A 24,706-nucleotide genomic window follows, 5' to 3' on the forward strand; every position below is an offset into this window, starting at 1 on the left:
TGAACCACCACTACCCGGCACTGCTTCGTTTGCGTCGCTGCGTCTGCAGCAGAGAAACGAGATTATGGAGAGCGGTCGACAACACGTCAATACCCTTCTGCGAATTTCTTTTGGGGACAGCATGCGAGGATACGACTCCATATACAGGAAAACGACATGGAGCCCCCTTGTGCAAGGAGCAACTCGCCCCTATCTAGGTCGGGTCGCGCGCATGGCCACGGACTATGCACCTGCGTAGCCTGACGCAATGCCTGCGACAACAGCGATGATGATTTGATGTGCACCCATGAGCGCGAACCCCCAAGCTCGTATATAATGCGAGCCGCGCAAAATTTCGCATGTCCATCGGCCCGCTTCGAGCGGGCTCATCTTTTTTGCTCCCCAGAGCACAGCCCAACAACCGCGTTGAGTCACATCAGGTGATGCTGAGCCCTGCTCGAAACGCCTGACGGTAGCGTCTTGCGTCTCATAGCGAAGCCTCTAGAGGAAATTACGTGAACCCTTTTGATCGCGAAGATTCGCAACACGACACCGCCTTCACTGCCAAAGTTCCGTCCGGCCGGTCGGCCAAAGGCAAGGGCGCCGGCAAAGCGATTCCCGTGGCAGCCGAGCTGCTGCCGCAACAAGCCGAAGAACGCCAGCGCCTGATGCGCGCACTGATCCAGCTGGGTAAAGAGCAAGGCTACCTGACCCACGCGCAGATCAACGACCACCTGCCCGACAACTTCACCGCAACCGCCGCGATCGACAGCATCGTCAGCGCGTTCAGCGACATGGGCGTGCAGGTCTACGAGCAGGCCCCGGACGCGGAAACGCTGCTGCTCAACTCGAATTCCCCCGCCGTGGTGTCGGACGACCAGGCGGACGAGGAAACCGAAGTCGCGCTGTCGACCGTCGACTCCGAGTTCGGCCGCACCACCGACCCCGTGCGTATGTACATGCGCGAAATGGGCGCGACCGAGCTGCTCACCCGCGCAGGCGAAATCGCGATTGCGAAGCGCATCGAAGACGGCCTGCACGAAATGGTGCAAGCGATCGCCGCGTGCCCGCTCGCGATCTCCGCGATCCTCGCGAGCGCGCAGCAGGTTGTCGACGGCGAGCTGCGCATCGACGAACTCGTCGACGGCCTGAATGAAGAGACGGCCGCCGCGGAAGAAGTCGCGAGCGCCGACACGGATGCCGATGAAGGCAGCGACGCCGACGAAGACAGCGAAGACGAAGAAGACGACGACGTCGGTCCGGAAGATTCGTCGGCGGCGGACGAAGCTCGCCTGAAGCAGCTCACGAGCGACTGCCTCGAAATCTTCGCCCAGGTCGGCATTCTGTACGACCAGATGAACGCGTCGCACGCGCGCGGCGACGTCACGTCGAAGGCCTATCTGCGCGCACGCGAAGACATTCAGCAGCACCTTGCGAAGATCCGCTTCACCGCACGCACGATCGACCGTCTGTGCGGCGACGTGCAGCGCCAGGTCGCGCAAGTGCGCGCGATCGAGCGCAATATTTTGCAGATCGTCGTCTCGAAGGCCGGCATGCCGCGCGAGAAATTCATCGAAACGTTCGCGGGTAGCGAGGCCGACCTCGGCTGGACCGAGCGTGCCGCGCGCACCGGCGCGTCGACCTATGGTGCGGCGCTCGAGCGTCACCTGCCGGCCATCCAGTCCGAACAGCAGAAGCTGATCGACATCGAAGCGACGGTGTCGCTGCCGCTCAAGCATCTGAAAGAAATCAACCGCCAGATGGTCGCGGCCGAATCGAAGATGCGCAAGGCCAAGAGCGAGATGATCGAGGCGAACCTGCGTCTCGTGATCTCGATCGCGAAGAAGTACGTGAACCGCGGCATGCTGTTCCTCGACCTGATCCAGGAAGGCAACATCGGTCTGATGAAGGCCGTGGACAAGTTCGAATACCGTCGTGGCTGGAAGTTTTCGACGTACGCGACGTGGTGGGTCCGTCAGGCCGTCACTCGTTCGCTCGCCGATCAGGCGCGCACGATCCGCGTGCCGGTGCATATGATCGAAACGATCAACAAGCTGAACCGCATTTCGCGCGAGATCCTGCAGCAGACCGGCCAGGAAGCGCACCCTGCGGTGCTCGCGGAACGCATGGAACTGTCGGAAGAGAAGGTGCGCGGCATTCTGAAGATCGCGAAGCAACCCGTATCGCTCGAAACGCCGGTCGGCGACGATGGCGATGCGACGCTGGGCGACATGATCGAAGACGCTGGCGTATCGTCGCCGGCGGATGCCGCGATGCAGGCCGACCTGCGTGCCGCGATCGACGACGCGCTCGACTCGCTGTCCCCGCGCGAAGCGAAGGTGCTGCGCATGCGCTACGGCATCAACACGAAGTCGGATCACACGCTTGAAGAAGTGGGCAAGCAGTTCGACGTGACCCGCGAGCGGATCCGCCAGATCGAGAGCAAGGCGATGCGCAAGCTCATGCATCCGAGCCGCGCGGACCGTCTGAAGTCGTTCCTCGACCGATAAGCGTTTGCCACGCTTGCCGTGCGCGCTGCACGGCAAGCCGCCCACACGTCATACACAAGCAGCGGGATGAACCGGTCGACGGTGAGTCCCGCTGTTTGCTTTTGTGCTGGACCTTTCCACAATTCTTCAGGCGCGAATTCTCCGCTTCGCTTCCCCCCTGTTGTCCACAGATTTTGGGAACAAGCTTGTGGACAACCTGCGCATGACTGCGCTAACTCATTGAGCGTACTGCGTTTCGCGCTCGCGCCTGAGATGAGTCGCGTGTCCCATTACTTGCCGCACATCGTGCGCCCTCCGCCCATTGCCGCGCTCTCAACGCGAGTCCAATCTCAGAAGGCGCCACCATGATCGAGCAGATTCAGCATGCCCTCGCCAGTCAGCGGCGCCGCCACGGTGCTTTGCCCCAGCATATGCGGATCGAGGTAGCCGGAAACCTGCAGCGTGTCGACGGCAAAGCGCATCAGCCGATGCAGCACGATTGGCGCCCCAAGGCCGAGCGTGAACACGATGATCGCAAGGTTGCCGCACTGCAAACTGAGCAGACGCGCCACGCTGACGTTACTGCCGAAATGCAATTGCGAGCCGAGCGACGTATTGCCCATCACGTGGCGCGTCAGCGCGGCGACATAGAAGCCGCGGATCAGCATCGTGCCGATGGAGAACAGCGCATAAAACAAAAACAGCGATCCGAGCGCGGCCCGCGACGGCGCCGTACTCGCCCCCGGCACCTGGCCGACATGCATCGATGCGAGAGCGCCCTTCAGAAACACCATGAACAGCACCGCGAACAACACGACCACGCCGACGAACGTAACGAGGAACAGACCGTAGACGACCCACGCGCGCCCCTTGAAGCGAAACGCCAGGCTACCGAAGCTGCTCGCGTTGATGCGGCACTCCGTTAGACGCATCGATGTCCACGGCGTCATCTGGCCAAGCGTAACAACGCACAACAGCGCGTACAGCAACGCGCGCACGCCGAAGCCGAGCGCCGAACCGGTCATGCCGCCGCGAATACCGCACCACTGCGTCCGGCTCAGCCGATAGCGCTGCGCGCCGAAAAACGCACCCGTCGCGAGCACGACGATCAGCAGATACAACGCGATGACAGGCAGCCAACCGAGTGCCGCGCTTTTCGTCAGCATGCGCAAGACCACGCTTAGCGAGCCAGCCGCGAACACCGCGCTGAACACGGCCACGATCGCGAACAGAAAGCCCTTGAATAACTCGCCCCCGGTGCCCGTGTACTCGAAGCGCTCGTCCTGAAACCGCATGCGCGACCAGACATATCGGCGGTTGTTCGTGGTCGCCCAGAAGCGGTAAATACCGAGCGTCACGATTTGCAGCGCAAGGTTTCTGAAAAAGATGCCGTAGAGGTCGCCGAGCGTGCCGTCGTAGATCAGCAGCGGCCGCTTCTCGTCGAGTGAATTCATTGCGTTGCCCCCTTTTCCTCATTTAACGTTTTTGTGGCCCACTCACGCATTCTCGTGCGGCACTCATATGCGGCATGCATGGGCGAACGCGACGGGCGACGATGCTTTCCCGTGCGAAGGCCGACTCGTGTGGCGCGAACCCGTGCAAAACCTGTCTTTCAGACATTCCGGGAATCACGCAAAACGGAAGCCGGCCGGCAAGCACGATAATTACACGGTTTCTTATCTTTATAAATGGCATTTCCGCATATAAATCGGCCACTTCCATTACAAGATTTGGCAATGCCAGAATTTATTCGAATTGCATAATTTTGAAATTAAGGCGTGCAATGACGATTTCATTGGGGGCAATCATTTGAGGGGCCACTCGCGCGTACGCGCCGTTCGACGTGGCAATCCCGGGCGGCCTCATCTGCGGCTTGCCACGGTCGGTCTCATAGAAGGCACGCGCGGACGAAAACGATTGCCTATTCGAACTCAACGCGATTCGCGATTAATAAGGAATGCGGTGAATTCTGTTAAATCGCCACAATTGTTGGCATTTGGATAAAAAAACCCGGCTGCACATTAGATGCTCGCCGGGTAATCTGCCGCATTCCACTGATTGTGTTGATGCAATCAGGATTTTATTGCTCGTCGCAGTACTGCTCGAGCGCGCGGTTCATTCGGTGCACGCCGGTTTCAATCTCCTCCACACCCGGCGCGGCAAACGACAGGCGCAGCGCAGCTCTATCGGCCGCGTCCTTGTAAAACGCGACACCCGGGACGAACATCACGTTCTGTTCGATGCACACGCGCAGATAGTCGGACGCATCGCGTGCCGCGTTCAGACGCGCCCACACGAACATGCCGCCGGCCGGACGATGAAATGCGATGTGCCGCGCGAGATGCGTGTCGAGCGCATCGCATAGCGCGCGGCAGATGCCGCTCCAACCCGGCGCGACGATCTTCGACAGACTCGATAAATGCACGACCCAATCGCGTGAACCGGGCACCCGCTCGCTCAATGCGAAAAGCGAAGGCACTGCCGTGCCATCGAAACGCAGATCGCCATACGGATCGTCTTCGACGATCACGAACCGATAACGCGCCGCCAGTTTCAACAATGCGATTCGACGTTCGAGCGACAACGTCGCGCCGGTCGGATTCGCGAACGTCGGCACCGTGTTCAGCAGCTTGGGAGCGCGACGCAGCGTGCCCGTCTCGAGCACCGCGGCGAGCTTCGCCACGTCGAGGCCGTGTTGATCGACGGGCACCGTGACGACGTCGGCCTGTTGCAGCTTCAGCGCCTGCAAAGTGGCCGGATACGCGGGCTGCTCGACGAGCACGACGTCGCCGGGCGCGACCATCACGCGCAGCAACAGATCGAATCCTTGTTGCGAACCGGTCGTCACCAGCAGGTCTGTTGGCGCGCATGGCGTGCCGCGCCGTGCCATCAGCTGCGCGAGCTGTTCCTTGAGGATCGCGATACCGTCAGTCGGGCCATATTGCAGACACAGCGTCGGCTGTTGCGAGGCGCGCGCGGCCGCGGCATCGAGTCCTGCACGGTCGAACAGATCGCTCGCCGGATAGCCGCCGGCAAACGAGATCATGCCAGGCCGCGCGAGATATTTGAACAGCTCCCGGATCGGCGAGCCGCTCGGGGCTTCGAATGCGGAATTGAACGAGAACATGATGACGGCCGCCTGCCTTGCGTGTGATATCGATTGGGATGTCGAAGACAATCGGCGTCGATTGTGGCCATCGGCGGGATCTGCGGCAAACGATATCTACGTACTATTTATTGCGTTTTTCGCATGACCCGCGCATCGAGCCATATAAGGCGCTACACCACGTTCTTTTCGATGATCGGCCGGTTTTCGAGCACGCGCGTAAAGCTTAGTGAACTGAGATCGAGAGTCGCATAGCGGCCATGCAGAATCAATTCGCTGATGCCGCGTCCGGTTGCCGGCCCTTGCTGCAAACCGTGGCCGCTGAAGCCGTTCGCGAAAATGCAGTTATCGATATCCGGGTGACGGCCAATGATCGCGTTCTGATCGAGCACGTTGTATTCGTAATAGCCGGACCAGCAGTTCTGCACGCGCAGCGCCTCGAATTGCGGCACGCGATTGGCGAGCGTCGGCCAGATCACGTCGTCGAATAGCACGTGATCGACTTCATCGAGCGGTAGATCGTCGGGATCGTTATCGGCCGACGGCGACGTGCCGCAGATATACGAATTTCCTTCAGGCCGGAAGTACACGCCGCTCGGATCGATCAGCAGCGGACAGCGTTCAAGCTTTGCCGGCGACGTGACGTTGAAGATACTGCGCCTCCGCGCATAGACGGGCAGATCGATGCCGACCATCTGTGCGACCTTGCGCGACCATGCGCCGGCCGCGTTGACGACGACGTCGCAAGCATAAGTCTCACCGTCAGCGGTTTGTACCTGCGTGACGCGATTGCCCTCGCGATGCAGCGCGGTAACGTCTGCCGCGACATAGCGCGCGCCGAGCGCCTGCGCTTTCTTGCGCAGCGCCTGTACTAAACCGTAGCCGTCGAACCAGCCCTCGCCGCTTTCGCCATAAGCGCCGGCAACGAGGTCGTCGGTATTGAGCCAAGGGAAGCGCGTTTGCAAGCCATGCGTGTCGAGAAGGCTGATATCCGCGCCGAGGCTTTTTTGCAGCGCGTGATTCTCGCGCAGCGTCGCTTCACCGGCAGGTGTCGCGAGAAACAGGTAGCCGCCTTCGTGCAGATCGATCGAGGGCCGGGTGCCGTCGACTTCGAGCCGCTCGCCGATCGAGCGAAGAAACTCGATGCCGAACAGCGACATCTGAATGGAAAGCGGCGTAGAAAATTGCTGCCGGATCGATGCCGCCGACAAGGCCGACGACGAACGCGCATAGGTCGGATCGCGCTCGATTACCGTGACGCCGACTGTCGGATCGGACAGCCGCAAGAAATACGCAATCGAACTGCCGATCACCCCACCGCCGACGATCACGACTTTCGAACTCACGTCTTACTCCACGAGTAACGTGGCCGCTCCGGAACGCCGGGCGGCGCAAACGGATTGCTATCTGGAACGCGCGGCTGTGGCGCGCCGGACGGCGGCGGCCCACCGGCATCAACGCGATGCGCCGCCATCGTTCACGACGTCACACTTGCGCGCTCAGTCGAGATTGAAGTCGATACCCTGCGCAAGCGGCAACGCCGACGAGTAGTTCACGGTATTGGTCGCGCGACGCATATAAGCCTTCCATGCATCCGAGCCCGACTCGCGCCCGCCGCCCGTTTCCTTTTCGCCGCCAAACGCACCGCCGATCTCCGCGCCGCTCGGTCCGATGTTGACGTTCGCGATGCCGCAGTCGCTGCCCGACGCGGACAGGAAGCGTTCCGCTTCGCGCAGGTCGCTCGTGAACACGCACGACGACAAGCCGTGATGCGCTGCGTTGTTCGCCTCGACCGCATCGGCGAAATCGGCATAGCGCAGCACGTACAGAATTGGCGCGAACGTTTCCTTCAGCACGACCGACGTTTGCGACGGCATCTCGACGATGGCCGGACGCACGTAGTAGCCGCCCTCATAACCCTTCACGTCGACTCGCTCGCCGCCAAACACCTTGCCGCCCTCGGCCTTCGCCTGGTGCAGCGCTTCCTGCATGCGGTCGAACGATTGACGGTCGATCAGCGGCCCCATCAGCGTGCCCTTTTCGAGCGGATTGCCGATCGGCACGCGGCTATACAGCTGCTTCAGACGCTCGACGGTCTTCTCGTACACGCTGTCGTGCACGAACAGACGCCGCAGCGACGTGCAGCGCTGACCGGCCGTACCGACCGCCGAGAACAGGATGCCGCGCATCGCGAGTTCATGGTCGGCCGTCTGCGTGACGATGCCGGCGTTGTTGCCACCGAGTTCGAGCAGCGAGCGGCCGAAGCGCTTCGCTACTTCGACGCCAACCTTGCGACCCATTTCCGTGCTGCCCGTCGCGCTGACGATCGACGCGCGCGGATCGGCCACGAGCTTTTCGCCCACGTCGCGCCCGCCGTTGATCAATGCGGCCAGGCCGGCTGGCGCGTCGCCGAATTCCTTCAGCGCGTCTTCGAGAATCCTGTTCACGGCCAGCGCCGAGAGCGGTGTCTTTTCCGACGGCTTCCAGATCACCGCGTTGCCGCACACCAGCGCGAGCGCCGCATTCCATGACCAGACCGCCACCGGGAAATTGAACGCCGAGATCACGACGCAGGTGCCGAGCGGATGCCACGACTCCGCCATCCGATGACCCGGGCGCTCGGACGCGATCGTCAAACCGTACAGCTGACGCGACAGACCGACCGCGAAATCGCAGATGTCGATCATTTCCTGCACTTCGCCCATGCCTTCCTGCAGGATCTTGCCCGTCTCCAGCGAGACGAGGCTGCCGAGCGCCTGCTTCTGTTCGCGCAGCCGATTGCCGAGCAGCCGCACCAGCTCGCCGCGGCGCGGCGCCGGCACGTTACGCCACACGGCAAACGCGTCTTTGGCCCGGGCGAGCGCCGCGTCGACCTCGACCGCCGTCTGGCTGGCCACACGGCCGATGAGCTCGCCGGTGATCGGCGAATGAACGGCGATATCGCCGGCTTGCGCGGCTTGGGCAATGCCGAGATCCGCGAGGATAGTGGACGCGTCCATGTGAACCCCTTTAATTTCCGATACGAAACAAGAGTAAGTTCGGAAACTATACACGCGGGTTTTTGTGGCGGCAAGAAGATGCTTGGGGAGTGAAATACCGGTTGACAAAAGGCGGCGCTGTTTCCAGAAGGAAACTTCGTCAGACTTCGGGCGGGTCTCACGCCCGCGCGTCAAGCATCTGGCCCCCCATCCTCCTCCAGCACCGCCATCAACCGGTCGACCAGCACACGCGCGAACGGCGGCAAGTCCTTCAGACTGCGCACGCAGATCTTCAGCTTGCGCACGGCCCACGGATCGTTCAGGCCGACGATCGCGATCTGCATCGTCTTTCTGTGCCGCAGCGCGACCGACTCCGGCACGATGCCGATTCCGACACCCGCTTCGATCATCCGGCACGCGGCCTCGAAGTTGCCGACCTGGATGCGAAGTTTGAGACGCGCGCCGAGCGCATCGGCGGCACTCGTGATGAACGCGTGAATCGCGCTCGACGTCGGCAGGCTCACGAAGTTCGCGTTCAGCACCTGCGAAAAATCGACCGACGCTTGTCTCGCGAACGGATGCTCGCACGACGTAACCAGCACGAGCCGATCGTCGCGATATGGCAGCATCTGCAGATGCTCGGCATGCACATTGCCCGCGACGATCCCGATATCGGTCGCGCTGTCGGCGACGCCCTTGACGATCTCGCCGCTCAGCACTTCGCGCAGATCGATGTTCACGTCCGGGTGATCGCGCAGGAAACGGCTCAGCACGGCCGGCAGAAACTCGCTGATCGCGGTCGTGTTGGCCCAGATGCGCACGTGGCCCTTGATGCCCTCGCCATACTCCTGCATGTCGCCGGCCAGATGCTCGACGCGTTCGAGCACGAGCCGCGCGTGATGCACGAAGGCTTCGCCCGCGGGCGTCGGCGTCACGCCCTGGCTGGTTCGATAGAGCAGCTTGATGCCGAGCTGCTCCTCGAGATTCTTGACCCGGTTGCTGGCGGCCGGCGCCGACAGGTGCGAACGCTCCGCCGCACGCGCGAGGTTGCGCGTGTCGGCGATATGCAGGAGCAGGCGTAAATCGACGAAATCAAAGTGCATGATGAAAGCTGCTAGCGAAGCATGTGCAAAGCAAACTTTCATCTTAACCTAGTGCAGCGAAAATTTAGCCGGGGAAAGATCCGAATCGACAGATCACCTTGATGCGCGCACGGCTTAAGCCGACTCTCGCATCATCTCCGCTTGCGGTATCAGCTCGGCATCGGGCGAAATCTCTTCGAGCGTCTGCTGACTCGTTTCGATGCGCAGCGCGAGAATCGCGATACTCAGCAACAACAGCACGCCACCGACCATCGTCAGCACACCCGTCACGCCGAACTCCGTGTAGAGCAGCAGCGCGACGTAGGGTGTCGACATCGACGCCGCGCGGCCGCACGTGCCGGCCACGCCGGTGCCGCGCAAGCGATGCGCGGTCGGAAACAGCTCGGGGATATAGCCGAACAGGCCGAGCGTGCAGACCGTGTAGATCGTCGTGACGAGCGCGAAACCGACGACCGCGATCGGCACTGGCGCGCGCATCTGCACGTAGACGAAGCCGAGCACGATCGTTGCAAGCGAGAACAGCACGATGCCGTTGCGTCGCCCCAGGCGGTCCGTCACGAGATAACCGACGACAGCGCCGGCCGGCGCACCGAACGACATCAGCAGCACGAAGCCGAGCGACTGCACGATGGTCAGGCCTTCCTTGACGAAGAACGTCGGCAGCCACGCGACGAAACCGTACAGCGACATGTTGACCGCCATGCAGGTCAGCGCGGCGACCAGCGTGCGGCCGATCATGCCGCGCGCGAACAGCGCCGAGAACGGCGCGGCCGGCACCTCGTGACTGACCACGCGCGAAACCGGCGGCAGCTTGCCGACACGCGCCTCGACCTGTCGCTCGATTGCCGAGACGGTGGCCTCCGCCTCTTCGAGCCGGCCGACCGTTTCGAGCCAGCGCGGCGATTCCGGCATCCGATGCCGCAGGAACCACACGACCATCGCGCCAATCCCCGCGATCGCGAACATGTAGCGCCAGCCGAGATGTGGAATTACCCAATAGCCGACTGCGGTCGCGCCGAGCAGACCGGAGTTGATGATCAGCGCGAGCAGCGCGGTCCAGCGGCCGCGTGTGGCGGGTGGCACGAACTCACACAGCGTGCCGGCCGCGACCACGAGTTCGGCGCCAAGGCCAATGCCCATGACGAAGCGCAGCAGGATCAGCCAGTAGATGTTCGGCGCGAAGCAGGCGGCGAGCGATGCGATGCCGAAGATCGCGAGATTGGCCTGATACGAATAGCGTCGACCGAAGCGGTCGCCGAGATAGCCTGCCAGCCCCGCGCCGATCATCATGCCCATGAAGGTCGCGGAGATGAAGAACGAGCCGAGGCGGAGATCGGTGAAGCCGGTTTTGACCATCGCCGCGAGCGCGCCGTTGGCGAGATAGATGTCGAAGGCGTCGAGGAAAGCACCCGCGCCGATCAGGCCGAGGATGTTCCAGTGGAAGCGGGTGATCGGCAGGCGGTCGAGGCGTGCGCCGGAGTTGATGGGGGCTGGCAAATTGTGTCTCCTGTCTTTTTAGTCTGCGCGCGGGCGAGAGGCGCGAGCGCGGAACAGTTCTGCGAGACCGCCTTCGTTCGATGCGGCGGCTCGGGGCAGAGCGCTGAACGGCCGTTGCAGGATCGTGCAGGGCCGTTGGCTTCAAGAGTGCGACAGGTGACGTGGGGTGGGAATTGGGCTTTTTGGAGGTGAGTGTTCCGGTTTGATTAAGGGAATGGTAAAGAAGCGATTTGCATACCCGAAAGGCGGCAGCGCCGAACCGCAGCGCGAGGTCAAAGCCCTCGAGAACGAGATCGTCGAAATGATCGCGCGCGATGAACTCGATTTCGAGTTCAGGATGCGCATCCATGAACTGATCGAGTCGTTGCCCAAAGCCGGTGACCGAGCCGGAATTATCGCCGGCTCAAGCCCCGTCGCGCCGTTTATCCCGCTGTCCGGTTCTGCACGGGCACTTCTACGCCGGCGCTCCGCGTGACAGAGTCGCTGAGGTCCGTCCTCGTATTGATGAACCAGGCGGAGACCGAAGCCAACAAGAAGCAGCCGACGAAGAGGTGGAATACGACATTGAAGTCGTCATTCGTCCTGGTCAGGATGTAACCGACGATCAGCGGGGAAAGAAATCCTGCCAGCTGACCCGCCGCATTGACAAAGCCGATTGCCGACCCGACGACCTTGTTCGGCAGCGCGACGTTCGGGATGGTGTACAGCGAACAGCCGGCCATGGTTGAGAAGAAATAGCCGATCGTCTGATAGAACACTGCCGTTTCCGCGGTCTCCGCATGGGCCGTCAGATAGGCAAAGATGGCGGCCACGACGCAGCCGAGGACGACAAGCAATTCGCGACGATTGCGGAAGAACTTGTCGGAAAGAAAGCCCGTGATGCAATAGGCAATCGTGCCGACGAGAAATGGCACCGACGCCATAATGCCCATTCTGGCCGTCGAAAGGCCGCGCGCTTTCAGCAGATACGTCGGGAACCAGCTCATGATGCCCCACGAGGCAATGCTGAAAACGAACAAGGTGACGAAGCACCACCAGACCAGCGGCGTTTTCACCAAACCAGCAAAATCCGCTTTGCCGGCAGAGGCAGACAAAGACTCTTCGCTGGTACCGATTTCCTCCAATTCGATCTTCGAAACGTGCTTGCTGTCTTTCGGGCTGCTTCTGATATAGATCCAGCCGAATACGGCCATCGCGACACCGGGTATGAACAGACTCGTGAAAATCGCGCGCCAGCCCCACGCGGACATCACGGCCGCCACGAACAGCGGCGCCAGTGCGGGTCCCAGCGCATTAGTGGTCATCATCAACCCGGTTGCCCGTCCCACTTCGCGCTTTGGGAACCACGCCGACAGTGCCTTGAACGCGGCGGGAGGAAAGAGCGCTTCGCCGATGCCGAACGCGACCCGCACCACCAGCATCAAGCCGAGCGAATTGCACAGTCCGGTAAGCGCGGTGAAAATCGTCCACCAGGTGATGCCGATCGTCGTCATCAGCCGCGGACCGAATCTGTCTGCAAGCAGGCCAGCCGGGATCTGACATAGCGCGTAGCTAAAGAAGAACGCGCTCAGGATCCCACCCATTTCCATCGCGGACAGATGAAACTCGGACGCAATGAATGGAATAGCCGCTGCCATGATCATTCTGTCCATGTAACAGAGCAGATAGATTGCGAACAAAATAAGCAGCACGAGGTAGCGATGTCTCCAACGAAAGCGCATGAGATCTTCCTTATTATTAAATGACAGCGATGACACGAAATCCGAGCTTTAGCCGATCAATTGGCGGTACGAGAACGACTTGAAATCGGCAGGCTCGCGAAAGCCAAGCATGTCGTTGACGGTGATACCCGCGAATGCCCCCGTGAAGCCGATGGGGGTTGCATATTCATCGCTGAGTTTCGTGAAATCCTTTTCCAGTTCAAGATCCTTCCAGTCACCGTGCGTCAAGCGATAGAAGAAGCGCAGTTTCGCGTCCACGACGCGAATCCGCAGGTCGATCCCGGTGGCCTCGGGCAGCGTCGCCAGTCGATTGCTGTAGGCGAAGCTGCCGGCATCCATTTCCATGTAGGACAGGATTTTTGTGCCGTCGTCGTCGCGCGTGACGAACAGATAGTAGAAGGTGTTCTCGTCGTAACGCGCCATAAGCCCAGCCATGTGCAGATATGACTTGGGTGAAAATTCCAGCGCGGTTTCGACTTCGAACTGCCAGTCGCGGATGCGACAGGCCAACAAGCTTTGATGGAACCGCGAAGTCGGCGACTCTTGCCCCCTTATCCGCAGATAGCCCGGACGTTCGTGAAGATTGCACCAGTCGTCGCCGATGGGGATGCGCAGACTCTGCAGTTCCAGGGGCAGCGCGGCACGTTGTCCGAAATCGATCGTCCAACTGCTGTCGAGCCTTTGCTCGATATCCGAGTCGATCGCAAAAGATTCGGCCGGAACCACTCCGCCACTGGCGAGGCGGGGCCAGTCGGCATGCCATTCGATAGGTGCGACACAGGTTTCACGGCCTAGCGGCGAGCGCTTCGTGTGCGCATCGATTGGTCTCGATCCGAGGTACGTCATGTACCACTGGCCGTTGGGACCCTCGACCAGATTGCCGTGGCCGGTCCGCTGAATCCGTCCATTCGCGTCGCGCGACGTGAGCATCGGCGTATCAGGATGAAGCTCGTATGGACCGAAAATGTCGCGGGACCTGGATACACACGTTGCATGTGTATAGCCTGTGCCCCCCTCCGCTGTGATCAGGTAGTACCAGTCTCCCTTCTTCAGCAAATGCGGAGCCTCGTAGATCTGACATTTCATGAAGTAATCGGTCTTCAGGTTGGCGCCTTTATAGATGACGTGCTCGTCGCCGATCAGCTTTTCCTCCTGCACCGAGTATTCCCGCAGAACGATTCCGACGAACAGGTCTTCGTAGATACCTCTGAAATCGCGCCGGATATAGGCGAGCCACTTTTTGCCAGATTCGTCGTGGAACAGGGATGGATCGTATCCACCGGACACGAGATGCACGGGCTCCGACCAGGGTCCGGTGATGTCCGGGGCGGTTACGAGGTAGTTGTGCATGTCACGAAGCGGGGAGATCTTCTGCTCGCCTTTCCATGCCTTGGTGTCGGTATAGACGAGCCAATAAAGACCGTCGTGATAGGAGAGGGCTGGCGCCCATATGCCTCCGGACGGCTGCTCTCCGATCAGGTTCAATTGCGATAGTCTGTCGAGAGGCGTGGCCTTGAGTTCCCAGTTGACGAAATCTTTTGATTCGTAAATGAGAACGCCCGGATACCATTCAAACGTTGAAACCGCGATATACCACGCATCCTTGCCACGGCACACACAAGGATCCGGGTTGAAGCCGCGCAGAACTGGATTTTGAATAGTACTCATCGGGAGGGTATTTTTTGACGTGCTGAGAGGAACAGAACTTCTTTATCGACAACGTTGCGACAGCGAAACTTTCCGTCGAAATGCGTTACCGATAACAACTTAATCTAGCATGTGACCTGCTAACTATTCAAGTGCGACGATGGGGGGTAGGGGCGACGGAAAACCGCATTGTCAGAAGCTTTCGGAATCGCCCACAACCCTCCGCGCCCGCAGAATCACCGGCATATCGACCATCCTCCCATCCACGGCAACCGCGGCGCCATGGCTCGCCTCGACAGCCGCAAGCACCCGTTGCGCCCACTCCACCTCGGCGTCACTCCATGCATACGCGCGATGCACCGGCTCGATCTGCTTCGGATGAATGCAAAGCTTGCCGCCGAAACCGAACCGCCGGCCGCGCCGCGCATCAGCTTGCACCGCATCAGCATCGGTAATGGTCGTCGACACGCCATCCACCGGCGCACCAATGCCAGCCAGCCTCGACGCAAGCACGATCTGCGAGCGAAACAGATACAACTCCTCGCCATCCCCATCGATGCCGAGATCGATCTGAAATCCAGCGTACCGAAGACGATACGCAGCACGCGCGGCGCGCTGCATAACTCCGCAAGATTCGCGAACCCGCGCGCAGTCTCGACAATCGGCAGCACGCTCAACGCCGGATGCGCGTTCGCCAGCACCGCGTTGATCTGTTCGCGCGTCTCAGCCTTCGGCAGCACGATTCCGGCCACGCCGGTCTGCCCAACGAGCGCCGCAACGTCATCTGGAAACCATGGCGTATCCGAGCCATTGATACGCACCCAGGCGGCCCGCGATGCGTTAGTCGACACCGCCGCCACAACCGTCGCACGCGCCGGCACCTTCTGATCCTGCTGCACCGCGTCTTCCAGATCGAGAATCACCGCATCCGCGCCGGCCGCATAGGCCTTGTCAAACCGCTCAGGCCGATTCCCAGGCACGAACAGATACGACCGGGGCAACGCGCTCATGCCGCCACCATCGTGCGCGAAGTTGCATCGAATACCGAGCCAATCTGCTTCTCTTCGGCAATATGCCATGCGCGGCGAAGCAGTTGCGCCGCCTCCTCTTCGCTAGCCGCACCCGAAAACGCCGCCAGCCGATGCAGCTTCGTCGCAATCTCGTCGCGCGACAAGGTATTGCCTGGATCGCCCTTCGGCTCATCGACACGCCCATCGAACACGCGGCCGTCGGTCGTCGTCACCGTGACCTTGCCGATCCAGCGTGCGGGATAGGCGGCGTCGACTTCAGCGTCGAGCGCCATTGTGACCTTGTCGCGAAACGCGGCGATCTCGCTCGCGTCGAAACCCTGCTCGAATTCGGTCACGCCGGCATAGCCGTGATGCGCGACCAGCCCGAGCACTGTGCCCATGTTGAACTTCGCCTGATGTACGGTGCGCGGCGCGACTACGGGACCGAGCACATCGATCGCGCCTTGATGCACGTGCGCGACGACCTTCGCGATGTCGCGCGGCGCGAAACGATGCGTCTGCACGACGGCGAGCAGCGCATCGGCGGCCGGATGCGTATGGCGGCACGCCGCGTGATACTTGAACGACGTCTCCGCGGTCGCCCAGCGGCTGCCAAGCCGATCGACGAGGCGCGCCGGATCGGCGTCGCTCGACATGCCCGCGGCCATGCCCTGGGCGCCTTCGAGAATGTGCGTCGCGCCCTTGAAGCCGTCGGCGGCGAGTTGCGCGGCCATCAGGCCGTTCGCGGCGGCCATCGCGGTGTGCAGTTGCTTCGAGTCGGCGGCGTCGCGCAGAAATTCCCATAGGCCGCTCGCCTGCGTGCCCGCCGAGCCGAACGCATCGAGCATTTGGGACGGCAACAAACCCAGCAAGCGTCCTGCCGTTGCCGCGGCCGCGACCGTGCCGACCGTGCCCGTGGTGTGAAACACCTTGTAGTGCGAGCGCCCGAGAAATTCGCCGATGCGAATGCCGACCTCGTATCCCGCCACCGCCGCCGCGATGAAGTCGCGCCCCGACGCTCGCTTTGCCTGTGCCAACGCGAGCGCAACCGGAAACACCACGGTCGCCGGATGAAACACCGAGCCATTGTGCACATCGTCCTGTTCGGCGAAATGCGATGCCGCGCCGTTGATCATCGCGGCGAAATACGGCGTGGTGCGACCGCGGTCGATCAGCACCTCGCAGAGGCCCTCGTTCGTCGCCCCGGCTGCCGTGCGTGCGAACCGCGCGATCGTCTCGACCGGGCGCGCGCCTTTGCCGGCCAGCGCCGAGCCGAGCCAATCGACATACAGGTTGACGGTACGCTCGACGACCTCGTGCGGGATGCGGTCGAAGTCGAGTTGCGCGGCGAAAGTGGCAAGTGTGAGACTGGGATGGTAGTTCATGGGTCGTTACCGAATCAGATCGTGCCCGCCGCGCGCAGCGCGTCGATACGCCCATTGTCGTAGCCGAGCTCACGCAGAATTGCTTCCGTATGTTGACCAAGCGTGGGCACAGGGTCCATTCGCGGCTCGAGGTCGGAAGGCAGACCGGGCGGCCGCAATGCGGGTATCGTCCCCGTTGCCGTGCCGACTTCCTGCCAGCGCTCGCGCGCCTTCAGTTGCGGATGCGCCCAGACGTCGGCGAGCGTATTCATCTGCGCGTTCGCGATGCCCGCCTCATCGAGTCGATCGATCACGTGCGCCGCGCTCTGCTTCGCGAACGCCGCGACGATCACCTCGCGCAAGGCGTCGCGCGCCGCAGTGCGTTTCGAGTTCGATGCGAAGCGTTCGTCGGTTGCCAGTTCAGGCTGTTCGAGCACGCGCTCGCAGAACAGCTTCCATTCGCGTTCGTTCTGCAGGCCAAGCATGACCGTCTTGCCGTCGCCAGCGGGAAACGGGCCATAAGGATAGATCGTTGCATGCGCGGCGCCCGCAAGCGCGGGCTGCGACTGACCGTCGATCGCGTAGTAGAGCGGATAACCCATCCACTCGACCATGCTCTCGAGCATCGATACATCGATGCCGCAACCGCGCCCTGTGCGCCCACGCTGCAACAGCGCGCTCAGGATGTTCGAATACGCGTACATGCCCGCCGCGATATCGGCGATCGAACAGCCCGCTTTCGCTGGCGCGCCGGGCGAACCGGTGATCGACAGGAAGCCGGACTCGCTTTGAATCAGCAGGTCGTACGCCTTCTTGTCGCGATACGGACCGTCCGCGCCGTAGCCGGAAATATCGCAGACGATCAACTTCGGAGACTTGTGGCTCAATGTGTCGTAGCCGAGGCCAAGCCGGGCGGCCGCGCCTGGCGCGAGGTTCTGCACGAGCACGTCGGCATCGGCAACCAACGCATCGAGAATCTCGGCCGCCGCGGGCTGCTTCAGGTCGAGCGAAAGACTCTCCTTCGAGCGATTGGTCCACACGAAGTGCGATGACAGCCCATGCACACGTTCGTCATAGCCGCGCGCGAAATCGCCGACGCCGGGCCGTTCGATCTTGATCACGCGCGCCCCGAGATCCGCCAGTTGACGCGTGCAGAACGGCGCGGCAATCGCGTGTTCGAGCGTGATGACCTTGATACCGTCGAGTGGTCTCATGATGTCCGCCAGCGGGTCAGAACGAACGCGGCAGCCCGAGGATATGCTCGGCCACGTACGAGAGAATCAGATTGGTCGATATCGGCGCGACTTGATACAGACGCGTTTCACGAAACTTGCGCTCGACGTCGTACTCGCATGCGAAGCCGAAGCCGCCGTGAAATTGCAGGCACGCATTGGCCGCTTCCCACGACGCATCCGCCGCGAGCAGCTTCGCCATATTCGCCTGCGCACCGCACGGTTGATGTGCGTCGAAACGACGTGCTGCTTCGAAGCGCATCAGGCTCGCTGCCTCGACGTTGATGAAGGAGCGCGCGATCGGAAACTGCACGCCCTGGTTTTGTCCGATCGGCCGGCCGAACACGACGCGCTCCTTCGCGTATTCGGTGACTTTATCGACAAACCAGTAACCGTCGCCGATGCATTCCGCGGCGATCAGCGTGCGCTCCGCGTTCAGGCCATCGAGAATGTATTTGAAGCCTTGCCCTTCCTCGCCGATCAGATTCTCGGCGGGAATTTCGAGGTTGTCGAAAAAGAGCTCGTTGGTCTCGTGATTGACCATGTTCAGAATCGGCTGCACGGTCAGGCCATGACCGATCGCCTCGCGCAGATCGACGATGAAGATCGACATGCCCTCTGATTTCCTCTTTACGTCCGCGAGCGAAGTGGTGCGTGCGAGCAGAATCATCAGGTCCGAGTGTTGCACGCGCGAGATCCACACCTTCTGACCGTTGATCACGTAACGGTCACCGCGCCGCTCTGCGGTCGTCTTGATCTTCGTCGTATCGGTGCCGGTGGTCGGCTCGGTCACGCCCATCGATTGCAAACGCAGGTCGCCGTTCGCGATCTTCGGCAGATACTTGCGCTTCTGTTCTTCCGAACCGTGCCGCAGCAGCGTGCCCATGTTGTACATCTGCCCGTGGCACGCGCCCGAGTTGCCGCCCGCGCGATTGATCTCCTCCATGATCACCGACGCTTCCGTGAGCCCGAGCCCCGAGCCGCCGAAGTCCTGCGGAATCAGCGCGGCGAGCCAGCCGGCCTTCGTCAGCGCGTCGACGAACTCTTCCGGATAGCCGCGCGCCTCGTCGATCTTGCGAAAGTACTCGCCGGAAAACTGCTGACACAGATCGCGCACGGCCTCGCGAATGTCCTGGAACGAATCGTGTTGCGTGGTTTGCATAGTCGAGTCTCGCGGAATTCAGGCGAGCGCGGCGGTCGCGCGCATGGTCAGATAACCTTCGTGGTCCTTCGCCCACAGGTCGATGGTCTTGCCGTCGGCGGCGGGCTTGCCGCATACCGTGAACGGCTGGTCCGCGAACGTGGGGCGAAGCGCGCGAAACGCGAAGCTTTGCAGCGTCGCTTGCGGCAGTTCTCGGCGCACGAGATCGACCAGCAGCGTCGCGATCAGCGGGCCATGCACGACGAGGCCCGGATAGCCTTCGACCTGCGTGACATAAGGATGATCGTAGTGAATGCGATGGCCGTTGAACGTCAGCGCCGAGTAGCGCAACAGCATCACGGCATCGGCGTCGATCGTGCGCCGCCATGTTTCGTCTTCGGGCGCGGGCGCCGGCTGTTGCGGCCGCGCGCCCTCCTGCGGCGCGTCGCGATAGACGATGTCGTGCTCCTCTTCGAGCTTCAACTCGCCATCGACTTCGATCGTATGTTGCACGGTGACGAACACGAGGCGGCCCGAGCGGCCGGTCTTGTCCTCGATATTGGCGATCGTCGACGTGCGCCGCGCATGCTCGCCGATCTTCAGCGCCGCATGAAACGTGAGCCGGCCGCCAGCCCACATGCGGCGCGGCAGTGGCACGGGCGGCAGAAAACCGCCACGCTTCGGATGTCCGTCGGGACCGACTTCGGATAGCGGCGTGACCGGCAGAAAGTACAGCCAGTGCCACAACGGCGGCACGGTGTTACCGCTTTCCTCGCGATCGAGCGTGGCGGCAAGCGCCTTCAATGGAAACGCGGTGATGTCGTCTTCGGCCACCGCCTGCTTGTTGAGCCAATCGTCGAGTTTCTCTGGGGCAGCGGACATGACGGAGTCTCCAGATTCAGTGTGTTGGTCCTCGTTAGGGCCCACTATGACCGACGCGCTGCGTTCCGCGAAGTTCGATTTTCCGAAGCGGGCCTTTGTTTTTCGTTAAGACGTTGAGCCCAGCGAGCGGCGAGCGGCGCTGACGATCTGTTGTCGGCGCGATCGGCGGTTCGATGTGGCTTGACCCTCGTGCCGGGCCGCGACGGCACCCCTGCGCCTGTTCGCTCATTTGAGCCCGAGCCGTTTAGCCAGCCGATTCAGATTCGCCCGGTCCAGCCCCAGCTCGCGCGCGACCGCGGCCCAGTTCTGCCTGTTGCGGATCAGCGCTTCGAGAACGAGATTGCGTTCGAACTCGGTGACCGCGCTGCGAAAGTCTTTCGTCTCGCTCTCCTCGCTCTGCGTGGCGATTTGATTGGCTTCATGATCTTGTGCGTCCGACAACGCGAAGTCCGCGGTCGTCAACGTCAGAATACGGCGGCGCTCACGATTGGCCGCCAACGCCTTCAGCGCACTGCGTCCGATCAGATGCTCCAGTTCGCGCACATTGCCGGGCCATGTGTAGTGCAGCAATGCGGCCTGCGCGTCAGCCGCAAGACGCAGGCTCAGCAAGCCGAGCCGGGAGCGATTGTCTTCGAGGAAGAAGCCCGCCAGCAGTAGCACGTCGCGGCCACGCTCGCGCAACGACGGCACGCGCAGCGGATACACGCTGAGGCGATGATAGAGGTCGGCGCGAAAGCGGCCCGCGCGCACTTCTTCGGCGAGGTCGCGATTGGTTGCGGCGATGAGCCGCACGTCGACTCTGTGTTCGTGGTCCGAGCCGATGCGCTGCAACTGGCCGTTCTGCAGTACGCGCAACAGCTTTGCCTGCACCGCGAGGGGCAACTCACCGACTTCGTCGAGGAAAATGGTGCCGCCGTCCGCGAGTTCGAACTTGCCGCGTCGATCCGCCGAGGCTCCCGAAAACGCGCCGCGCACGTGCCCGAACAGTTCGCTCTCGACGAGCGTATCGGGCAACGCTGCGCAGTTCAGGCTGATCAGCGGCTTGTTTGCGCGCGGCGACAGCGCGTGGATCGCATTGGCGACAAGTTCCTTGCCGACGCCGGTCTCGCCGGTGACGAGCACGGTCAGATCGCTGGCGGCCACCACCTCGATCTCCTTGATCATGCGGCGATGCGCGTCGCTGCTGCCGATCAGCTCGCGCCGGCTCTCGCTGCTCGCCAGTCGATACGCTTCGGCGCGGCGCTGCGCCTCCTCGCCATTGCGCGCCAACGCGTCGATGCGTTCGACGACGCTCACGGTCGCGGCCGCGAGGCCGAGAAACGCCTGCAGCGAGGCCATGTCGAGTGTGTCGAAGCGCGCCGGGTCGAGTGCGTCGAGCGTGAGCAAGCCCCAAGGCTCGCCGCGGATGAACAGCGGGCACCCCAGACAGTCGTGCACTTCGAGGTGCCCGGGCGCCATTCCTTGCACGAGGCCATCGTAGGGATCGGGCAGATCGGAGTCGGCGGCGAAGCGCGTCGGCCCTGGCTGGGCCAGCAGCTCCTGAAAGCGCGGATGCTCGGCGACGCGAAAACGCCGCCCGAGCGTATCGCTGCTCAAGCCGTCGATGGCGAGCGGCACCAGCGTATCGCCTTCGAGGCGTAGCAGAGCGGCCGCGTCGCCCGGAAATAGCGAGCGCAGCGCGCTGAGCAGCCGCCGATAACGCTCGCGCTCGGACAGCTCGCGCGACAGGTCGAGAATCAGCGGGGTAAGAACATCGAGGACCGCCCATGTAGTCAGATCGACTGCGGGCCGAGTCTTTTCGACTAGGGTCGAATGAACCATCTTAATTGCCAGATCGTTGATCTACATGCATTTTATACCTGGCACGAATCGTGGATAGCAGAGGCAGTCTGCCGAAACCGGCTGTGACATTCGCTGATAGACAGACGCTCACTCAGACTCTCACCAGGACTTAAAAACATGCTATCCGCCGAACACCGCGCCATCATCAAAGCAACCGTGCCGCTCCTGGAAAGCGGCGGCGAGGCGCTCACCACGCACTTCTACAATCTGATGCTCAGCGAGCATCCGGAAGTGCGCCCGATGTTCAATCAAGCCAATCAGGCAAGCGGCGCGCAACCGCGCGCGTTGGCCAACGGCGTGCTGATGTATGCGCGCCATATCGATCAGCTCGAGCAGTTGGGCGGGCTAGTCGCGCAGATAATCAACAAGCACGTGTCGCTGAACGTGCAGCTTGAGCACTATCCGATCGTCGGCAAGTGTCTGCTGCGCGCGATTCGCGAAGTACTCGGCGCGGACGTCGCAACCGACGCCGTGATCGAAGCGTGGGCCGCCGCGTATCAACAACTCGCCGATCTGCTGATCGGCCTCGAAGAGAAGATCTACGCCGAAAGCGCAGCAGCGCCCGGCGGCTGGCGCGGCACGCGGTTGTTCCGCGTCGCGCGCAAAATGCGTGAAAGCGACGAGATCACGTCGTTCTATCTGCGTCCCGATGACGGCAGCGAATTGCTCGCGTTTCAGCCGGGTCAGTACATTGGCGTGCGTCTGGTGATCGACGGCGAAGAAGTGCGTCGCAACTATTCGCTGTCCGCAATGAGCGATGGCCGCGAATATCGCATCAGCGTGAAGCGTGAACCGAATGGCACCGTGTCGAAGTATCTGCACGAGCAGATCAAGGAAAACGACTCGCTCGATCTGTTCGCGCCGTCCGGCGAATTTACGCTGCAACCTGGCGACAAGCCGTTGGTGCTGATCAGCGGCGGTGTTGGCATTACGCCGACGATGGCGATGCTGGAGGCCGCGCTGGAGACCAATCGTACGGTGCATTTCATTCACGCGGCCCGTCATGGTGGCGTGCATGCATTCCGCGGCGCAATCGATGCATTGGCCGCACGCCATCCGCGACTGAAGCGCTTCTATTGCTACGAGGAGCGCCGTGATGGCGATGCCGAAGCGCACGCGCTCGGTTACGTCGACGAAGCGAATCTGAAGAAGTGGTTGCCGGAAACGCGCGATGTCGACGTGTATTTCCTCGGGCCCGTCGCGTTCATGAAGGCGATCAAGAAAGGGCTGAAGGCGATCGGCGTGCCGGAATCGCAGAGCCGTTACGAGTTCTTTGGGCCGGCTGCCGCGCTCGAATAACGCACTCGAGTAATCGACGAGTACTTGCCCTCTTTGAACCGCTGCGAAGCGTATTCGGAGACTGGCATGTTCGGGCTTCGATCACGCCGGCGGGTTTGGGCCCGTAACAAGCGGGCCAAATCTGCCGCGCCTTCTAGCGCTCCCTCCTGCGGCGAAACGCCCACCAGCCTGTCAGCCCGGTAAAGCCGGCGACCAGCACCACCATCAGCCAGAAGCCATGCTTGTTCTCGGCGAGCGGAATGCCACCGACGTTCATGCCGAAGAAACCGGCGACGATATTGATCGGCATCACCAGCACCGTGACGAGCGTCAGCGTAAATAGCGTCCGGTTGTTCTGCTCCTCGAGGCGCGAGGTGATTTCTTCCTGCAGCAATCTGACCCGCTCGATCAATCCCGCTACGTCCGAAATCACAACCGAGAACTCCTCCGTCGATTCACGCAGATCTTGCACGTCTTCCGCATGAAGCCAGCGAGGCGGCCTCGCCAGCAAGCGGAAAATCGCGCCCGGTTCGGGTGCCAGCATGCGTTGCAGGCGTGTCAGCGTGCGACGCATCGCGCCGAGGTCCAGGCGGTTTTGCGTCGGCCGTTGCGACAGAAAGCGATCCTCGATTCGATCGACATCGGCACTGGTTCGGCGGACGATCTGCACGAGCAGGTCGGCCTGGTCGCGCATCAGATGAACTAGCAGTTCGGCAGGTGACCTGAATATTTCACCTTCGCGCACCGACGCGCGCAAACGGTCGACCGAGCGCAGCGGCTTCAGCCGCGCCGTCACGATGAGCCGCTTATGTGCGTAGATCCACAGCGTCGCGATTTCTGACGGGATGAATTCGAGGTTGAACATGACGTCGTTGACGACCGCGCGCAGTGCGCCGTCCGCATGCTCGATCCGCGTCGAATGCGAGCCTTCGCGCAAGGCGTCGAAAAAGGTTTCGGGCAGATCGAGTTGCGTGCGCATCCAGCGCTCGCTCGCGCTATGCGCGAGATTGAAGTGAAGCCATAGAAACTCGCCAGCGTCCGTCGCGCTAGTGCCGGCATCGTCCTCGCGCTCGCGGTACCAGTCGATGACTTCGTCCGCGTCGATCGGCCGCCCGGCGAGCGTCGGCGAAAACCGGAAACCGCAGACCATACCCGACGAATCCGCGCCGTAGGTTTGCATTGCCAGATCTGATTTCATAGGTCGTTCGATGCGAGCGCTTCCGAAAGGAATACGTGAGCATAGCGCGAACAATTGAAAGAGAGTTGACGCGCGCACTTTCCGGCGTCGTATTGTCGAATTGTGGCGGCTGGATTGTCTCCGAAACGTCATCTCTGCCGATGACGGCCGCGTAAACGCAAAAACCCCACCGCGGCGGGTGGGGTTTCTGACTGGAGGGGAGCCTGACGATTACCTACTTTCACACGGGCAATCCGCAC

General features: G+C 61.8%; 17 protein-coding genes and 1 pseudogene. 3 read left to right on the forward strand and 15 right to left on the reverse strand.

Going from position 1 to position 24,706, the window contains the following annotated elements; all coding sequences use genetic code 11:
* Nucleotides 1-494: 494 nt before the first annotated feature.
* Entirely contained in the window at nucleotides 495-2,489 is a 1,995-nt protein-coding gene (gene rpoD, locus HDG37_RS37680; RefSeq protein WP_184056518.1) for an RNA polymerase sigma factor RpoD, read from the forward strand.
* A gap of 329 nt (nucleotides 2,490-2,818) precedes the next feature.
* On the opposite strand, the gene HDG37_RS37685 is transcribed toward rpoD, so the two are convergent.
* The 6 genes from HDG37_RS37685 to HDG37_RS37710 form a co-directional block, all read right to left on the reverse strand.
* Nucleotides 2,819-3,922, reverse strand: a complete 1,104-nt coding sequence (locus tag HDG37_RS37685; RefSeq protein ID WP_184056520.1) for a YjgN family protein — start codon at nucleotides 3,920-3,922, stop codon at nucleotides 2,819-2,821.
* A gap of 626 nt (nucleotides 3,923-4,548) precedes the next feature.
* Nucleotides 4,549-5,595 (reverse strand): PLP-dependent aminotransferase family protein, encoded by a 1,047-nt coding sequence (locus tag HDG37_RS37690; RefSeq protein WP_184056522.1) that lies wholly within the window; start codon nucleotides 5,593-5,595, stop codon nucleotides 4,549-4,551.
* A 152-nt stretch (nucleotides 5,596-5,747) separates the two neighbouring features.
* Nucleotides 5,748-6,920, reverse strand: a complete 1,173-nt coding sequence (locus tag HDG37_RS37695) for an FAD-binding oxidoreductase (RefSeq protein ID WP_184056524.1) — start codon at nucleotides 6,918-6,920, stop codon at nucleotides 5,748-5,750.
* Between the two features lie 153 nt (nucleotides 6,921-7,073).
* Complete coding sequence (locus HDG37_RS37700; protein WP_184056526.1) at nucleotides 7,074-8,573, reverse strand: aldehyde dehydrogenase family protein; 1,500 nt, start codon at nucleotides 8,571-8,573, stop codon at nucleotides 7,074-7,076.
* A 170-nt stretch (nucleotides 8,574-8,743) separates the two neighbouring features.
* Entirely contained in the window at nucleotides 8,744-9,655 is a 912-nt protein-coding gene (locus tag HDG37_RS37705) for a LysR family transcriptional regulator (RefSeq protein WP_184056529.1), read from the reverse strand.
* A 114-nt stretch (nucleotides 9,656-9,769) separates the two neighbouring features.
* Nucleotides 9,770-11,152 (reverse strand): MFS transporter, encoded by a 1,383-nt coding sequence (locus HDG37_RS37710; protein WP_184056531.1) that lies wholly within the window; start codon nucleotides 11,150-11,152, stop codon nucleotides 9,770-9,772.
* A gap of 166 nt (nucleotides 11,153-11,318) precedes the next feature.
* Here HDG37_RS37710 and HDG37_RS40525 point away from each other — a divergent pair, with 166 nt between their 5' ends.
* Nucleotides 11,319-11,627 (forward strand): hypothetical protein, encoded by a 309-nt coding sequence (locus HDG37_RS40525; RefSeq protein WP_184056533.1) that lies wholly within the window; start codon nucleotides 11,319-11,321, stop codon nucleotides 11,625-11,627.
* Here the strand turns inward: HDG37_RS40525 and HDG37_RS37720 are convergent.
* The 8 genes and pseudogenes from HDG37_RS37720 to norR all read right to left on the reverse strand — a co-directional run bounded on the left by HDG37_RS37720 (nucleotide 11,575) and on the right by norR (nucleotide 21,970).
* The gene (locus tag HDG37_RS37720) at nucleotides 11,575-12,873 is read right to left on the reverse strand and encodes an MFS transporter (RefSeq protein ID WP_184056535.1); all 1,299 of its coding nucleotides are present in this window, start codon (nucleotides 12,871-12,873) and stop codon (nucleotides 11,575-11,577) included. The two genes, HDG37_RS40525 and HDG37_RS37720, sit on opposite strands and share 53 nt — an antisense overlap.
* A gap of 48 nt (nucleotides 12,874-12,921) precedes the next feature.
* Nucleotides 12,922-14,541: a glycoside hydrolase family 43 protein gene (locus tag HDG37_RS37725; RefSeq protein WP_184056537.1), complete on the reverse strand. Its 1,620-nt coding sequence runs from the start codon at nucleotides 14,539-14,541 to the stop codon at nucleotides 12,922-12,924.
* Between the two features lie 171 nt (nucleotides 14,542-14,712).
* Nucleotides 14,713-15,599: pseudogene (locus tag HDG37_RS37730) on the reverse strand (HpcH/HpaI aldolase/citrate lyase family protein).
* On the reverse strand, nucleotides 15,527-16,915 hold the full coding sequence (locus HDG37_RS37735; RefSeq protein WP_184056539.1) for an MmgE/PrpD family protein: 1,389 nt from the start codon (nucleotides 16,913-16,915) through the stop codon (nucleotides 15,527-15,529). Before HDG37_RS37735 ends, HDG37_RS37730 begins: the two are co-directional and overlap by 73 nt.
* A 14-nt stretch (nucleotides 16,916-16,929) precedes the next feature.
* Entirely contained in the window at nucleotides 16,930-18,108 is a 1,179-nt protein-coding gene (locus tag HDG37_RS37740) for a CaiB/BaiF CoA-transferase family protein (protein ID WP_184056541.1), read from the reverse strand.
* Between the two features lie 16 nt (nucleotides 18,109-18,124).
* Nucleotides 18,125-19,288, reverse strand: a complete 1,164-nt coding sequence (locus HDG37_RS37745) for an acyl-CoA dehydrogenase family protein (RefSeq protein WP_184056543.1) — start codon at nucleotides 19,286-19,288, stop codon at nucleotides 18,125-18,127.
* A gap of 18 nt (nucleotides 19,289-19,306) precedes the next feature.
* A complete protein-coding gene (locus tag HDG37_RS37750) occupies nucleotides 19,307-20,149 on the reverse strand; it encodes a MaoC family dehydratase N-terminal domain-containing protein (protein WP_184056545.1) in 843 nt (280 codons plus the stop codon).
* Between the two features lie 225 nt (nucleotides 20,150-20,374).
* Nucleotides 20,375-21,970, reverse strand: a complete 1,596-nt coding sequence (gene norR / locus HDG37_RS37755; protein WP_184056547.1) for a nitric oxide reductase transcriptional regulator NorR — start codon at nucleotides 21,968-21,970, stop codon at nucleotides 20,375-20,377.
* A gap of 138 nt (nucleotides 21,971-22,108) precedes the next feature.
* Between norR and hmpA the strand changes: the two genes are divergently transcribed.
* Nucleotides 22,109-23,290 carry an NO-inducible flavohemoprotein gene (gene hmpA / locus HDG37_RS37760; protein ID WP_184056549.1) on the forward strand — a complete coding sequence of 394 codons (1,182 nt, stop codon included), beginning with the start codon at nucleotides 22,109-22,111 and terminating at the stop codon, nucleotides 23,288-23,290.
* A 133-nt stretch (nucleotides 23,291-23,423) separates the two neighbouring features.
* Here the strand turns inward: hmpA and HDG37_RS37765 are convergent, their stop codons facing one another.
* The gene (locus tag HDG37_RS37765) at nucleotides 23,424-24,467 is read right to left on the reverse strand and encodes a transporter (protein WP_184056550.1); all 1,044 of its coding nucleotides are present in this window, start codon (nucleotides 24,465-24,467) and stop codon (nucleotides 23,424-23,426) included.
* Nucleotides 24,468-24,706: the final 239 nt, after the last annotated feature.

This window comes from Paraburkholderia sp. MM5384-R2 (assembly GCF_014201025.1).
Taxonomy (GTDB): Bacteria; Pseudomonadota; Gammaproteobacteria; order Burkholderiales; family Burkholderiaceae; genus Paraburkholderia; species Paraburkholderia tuberum.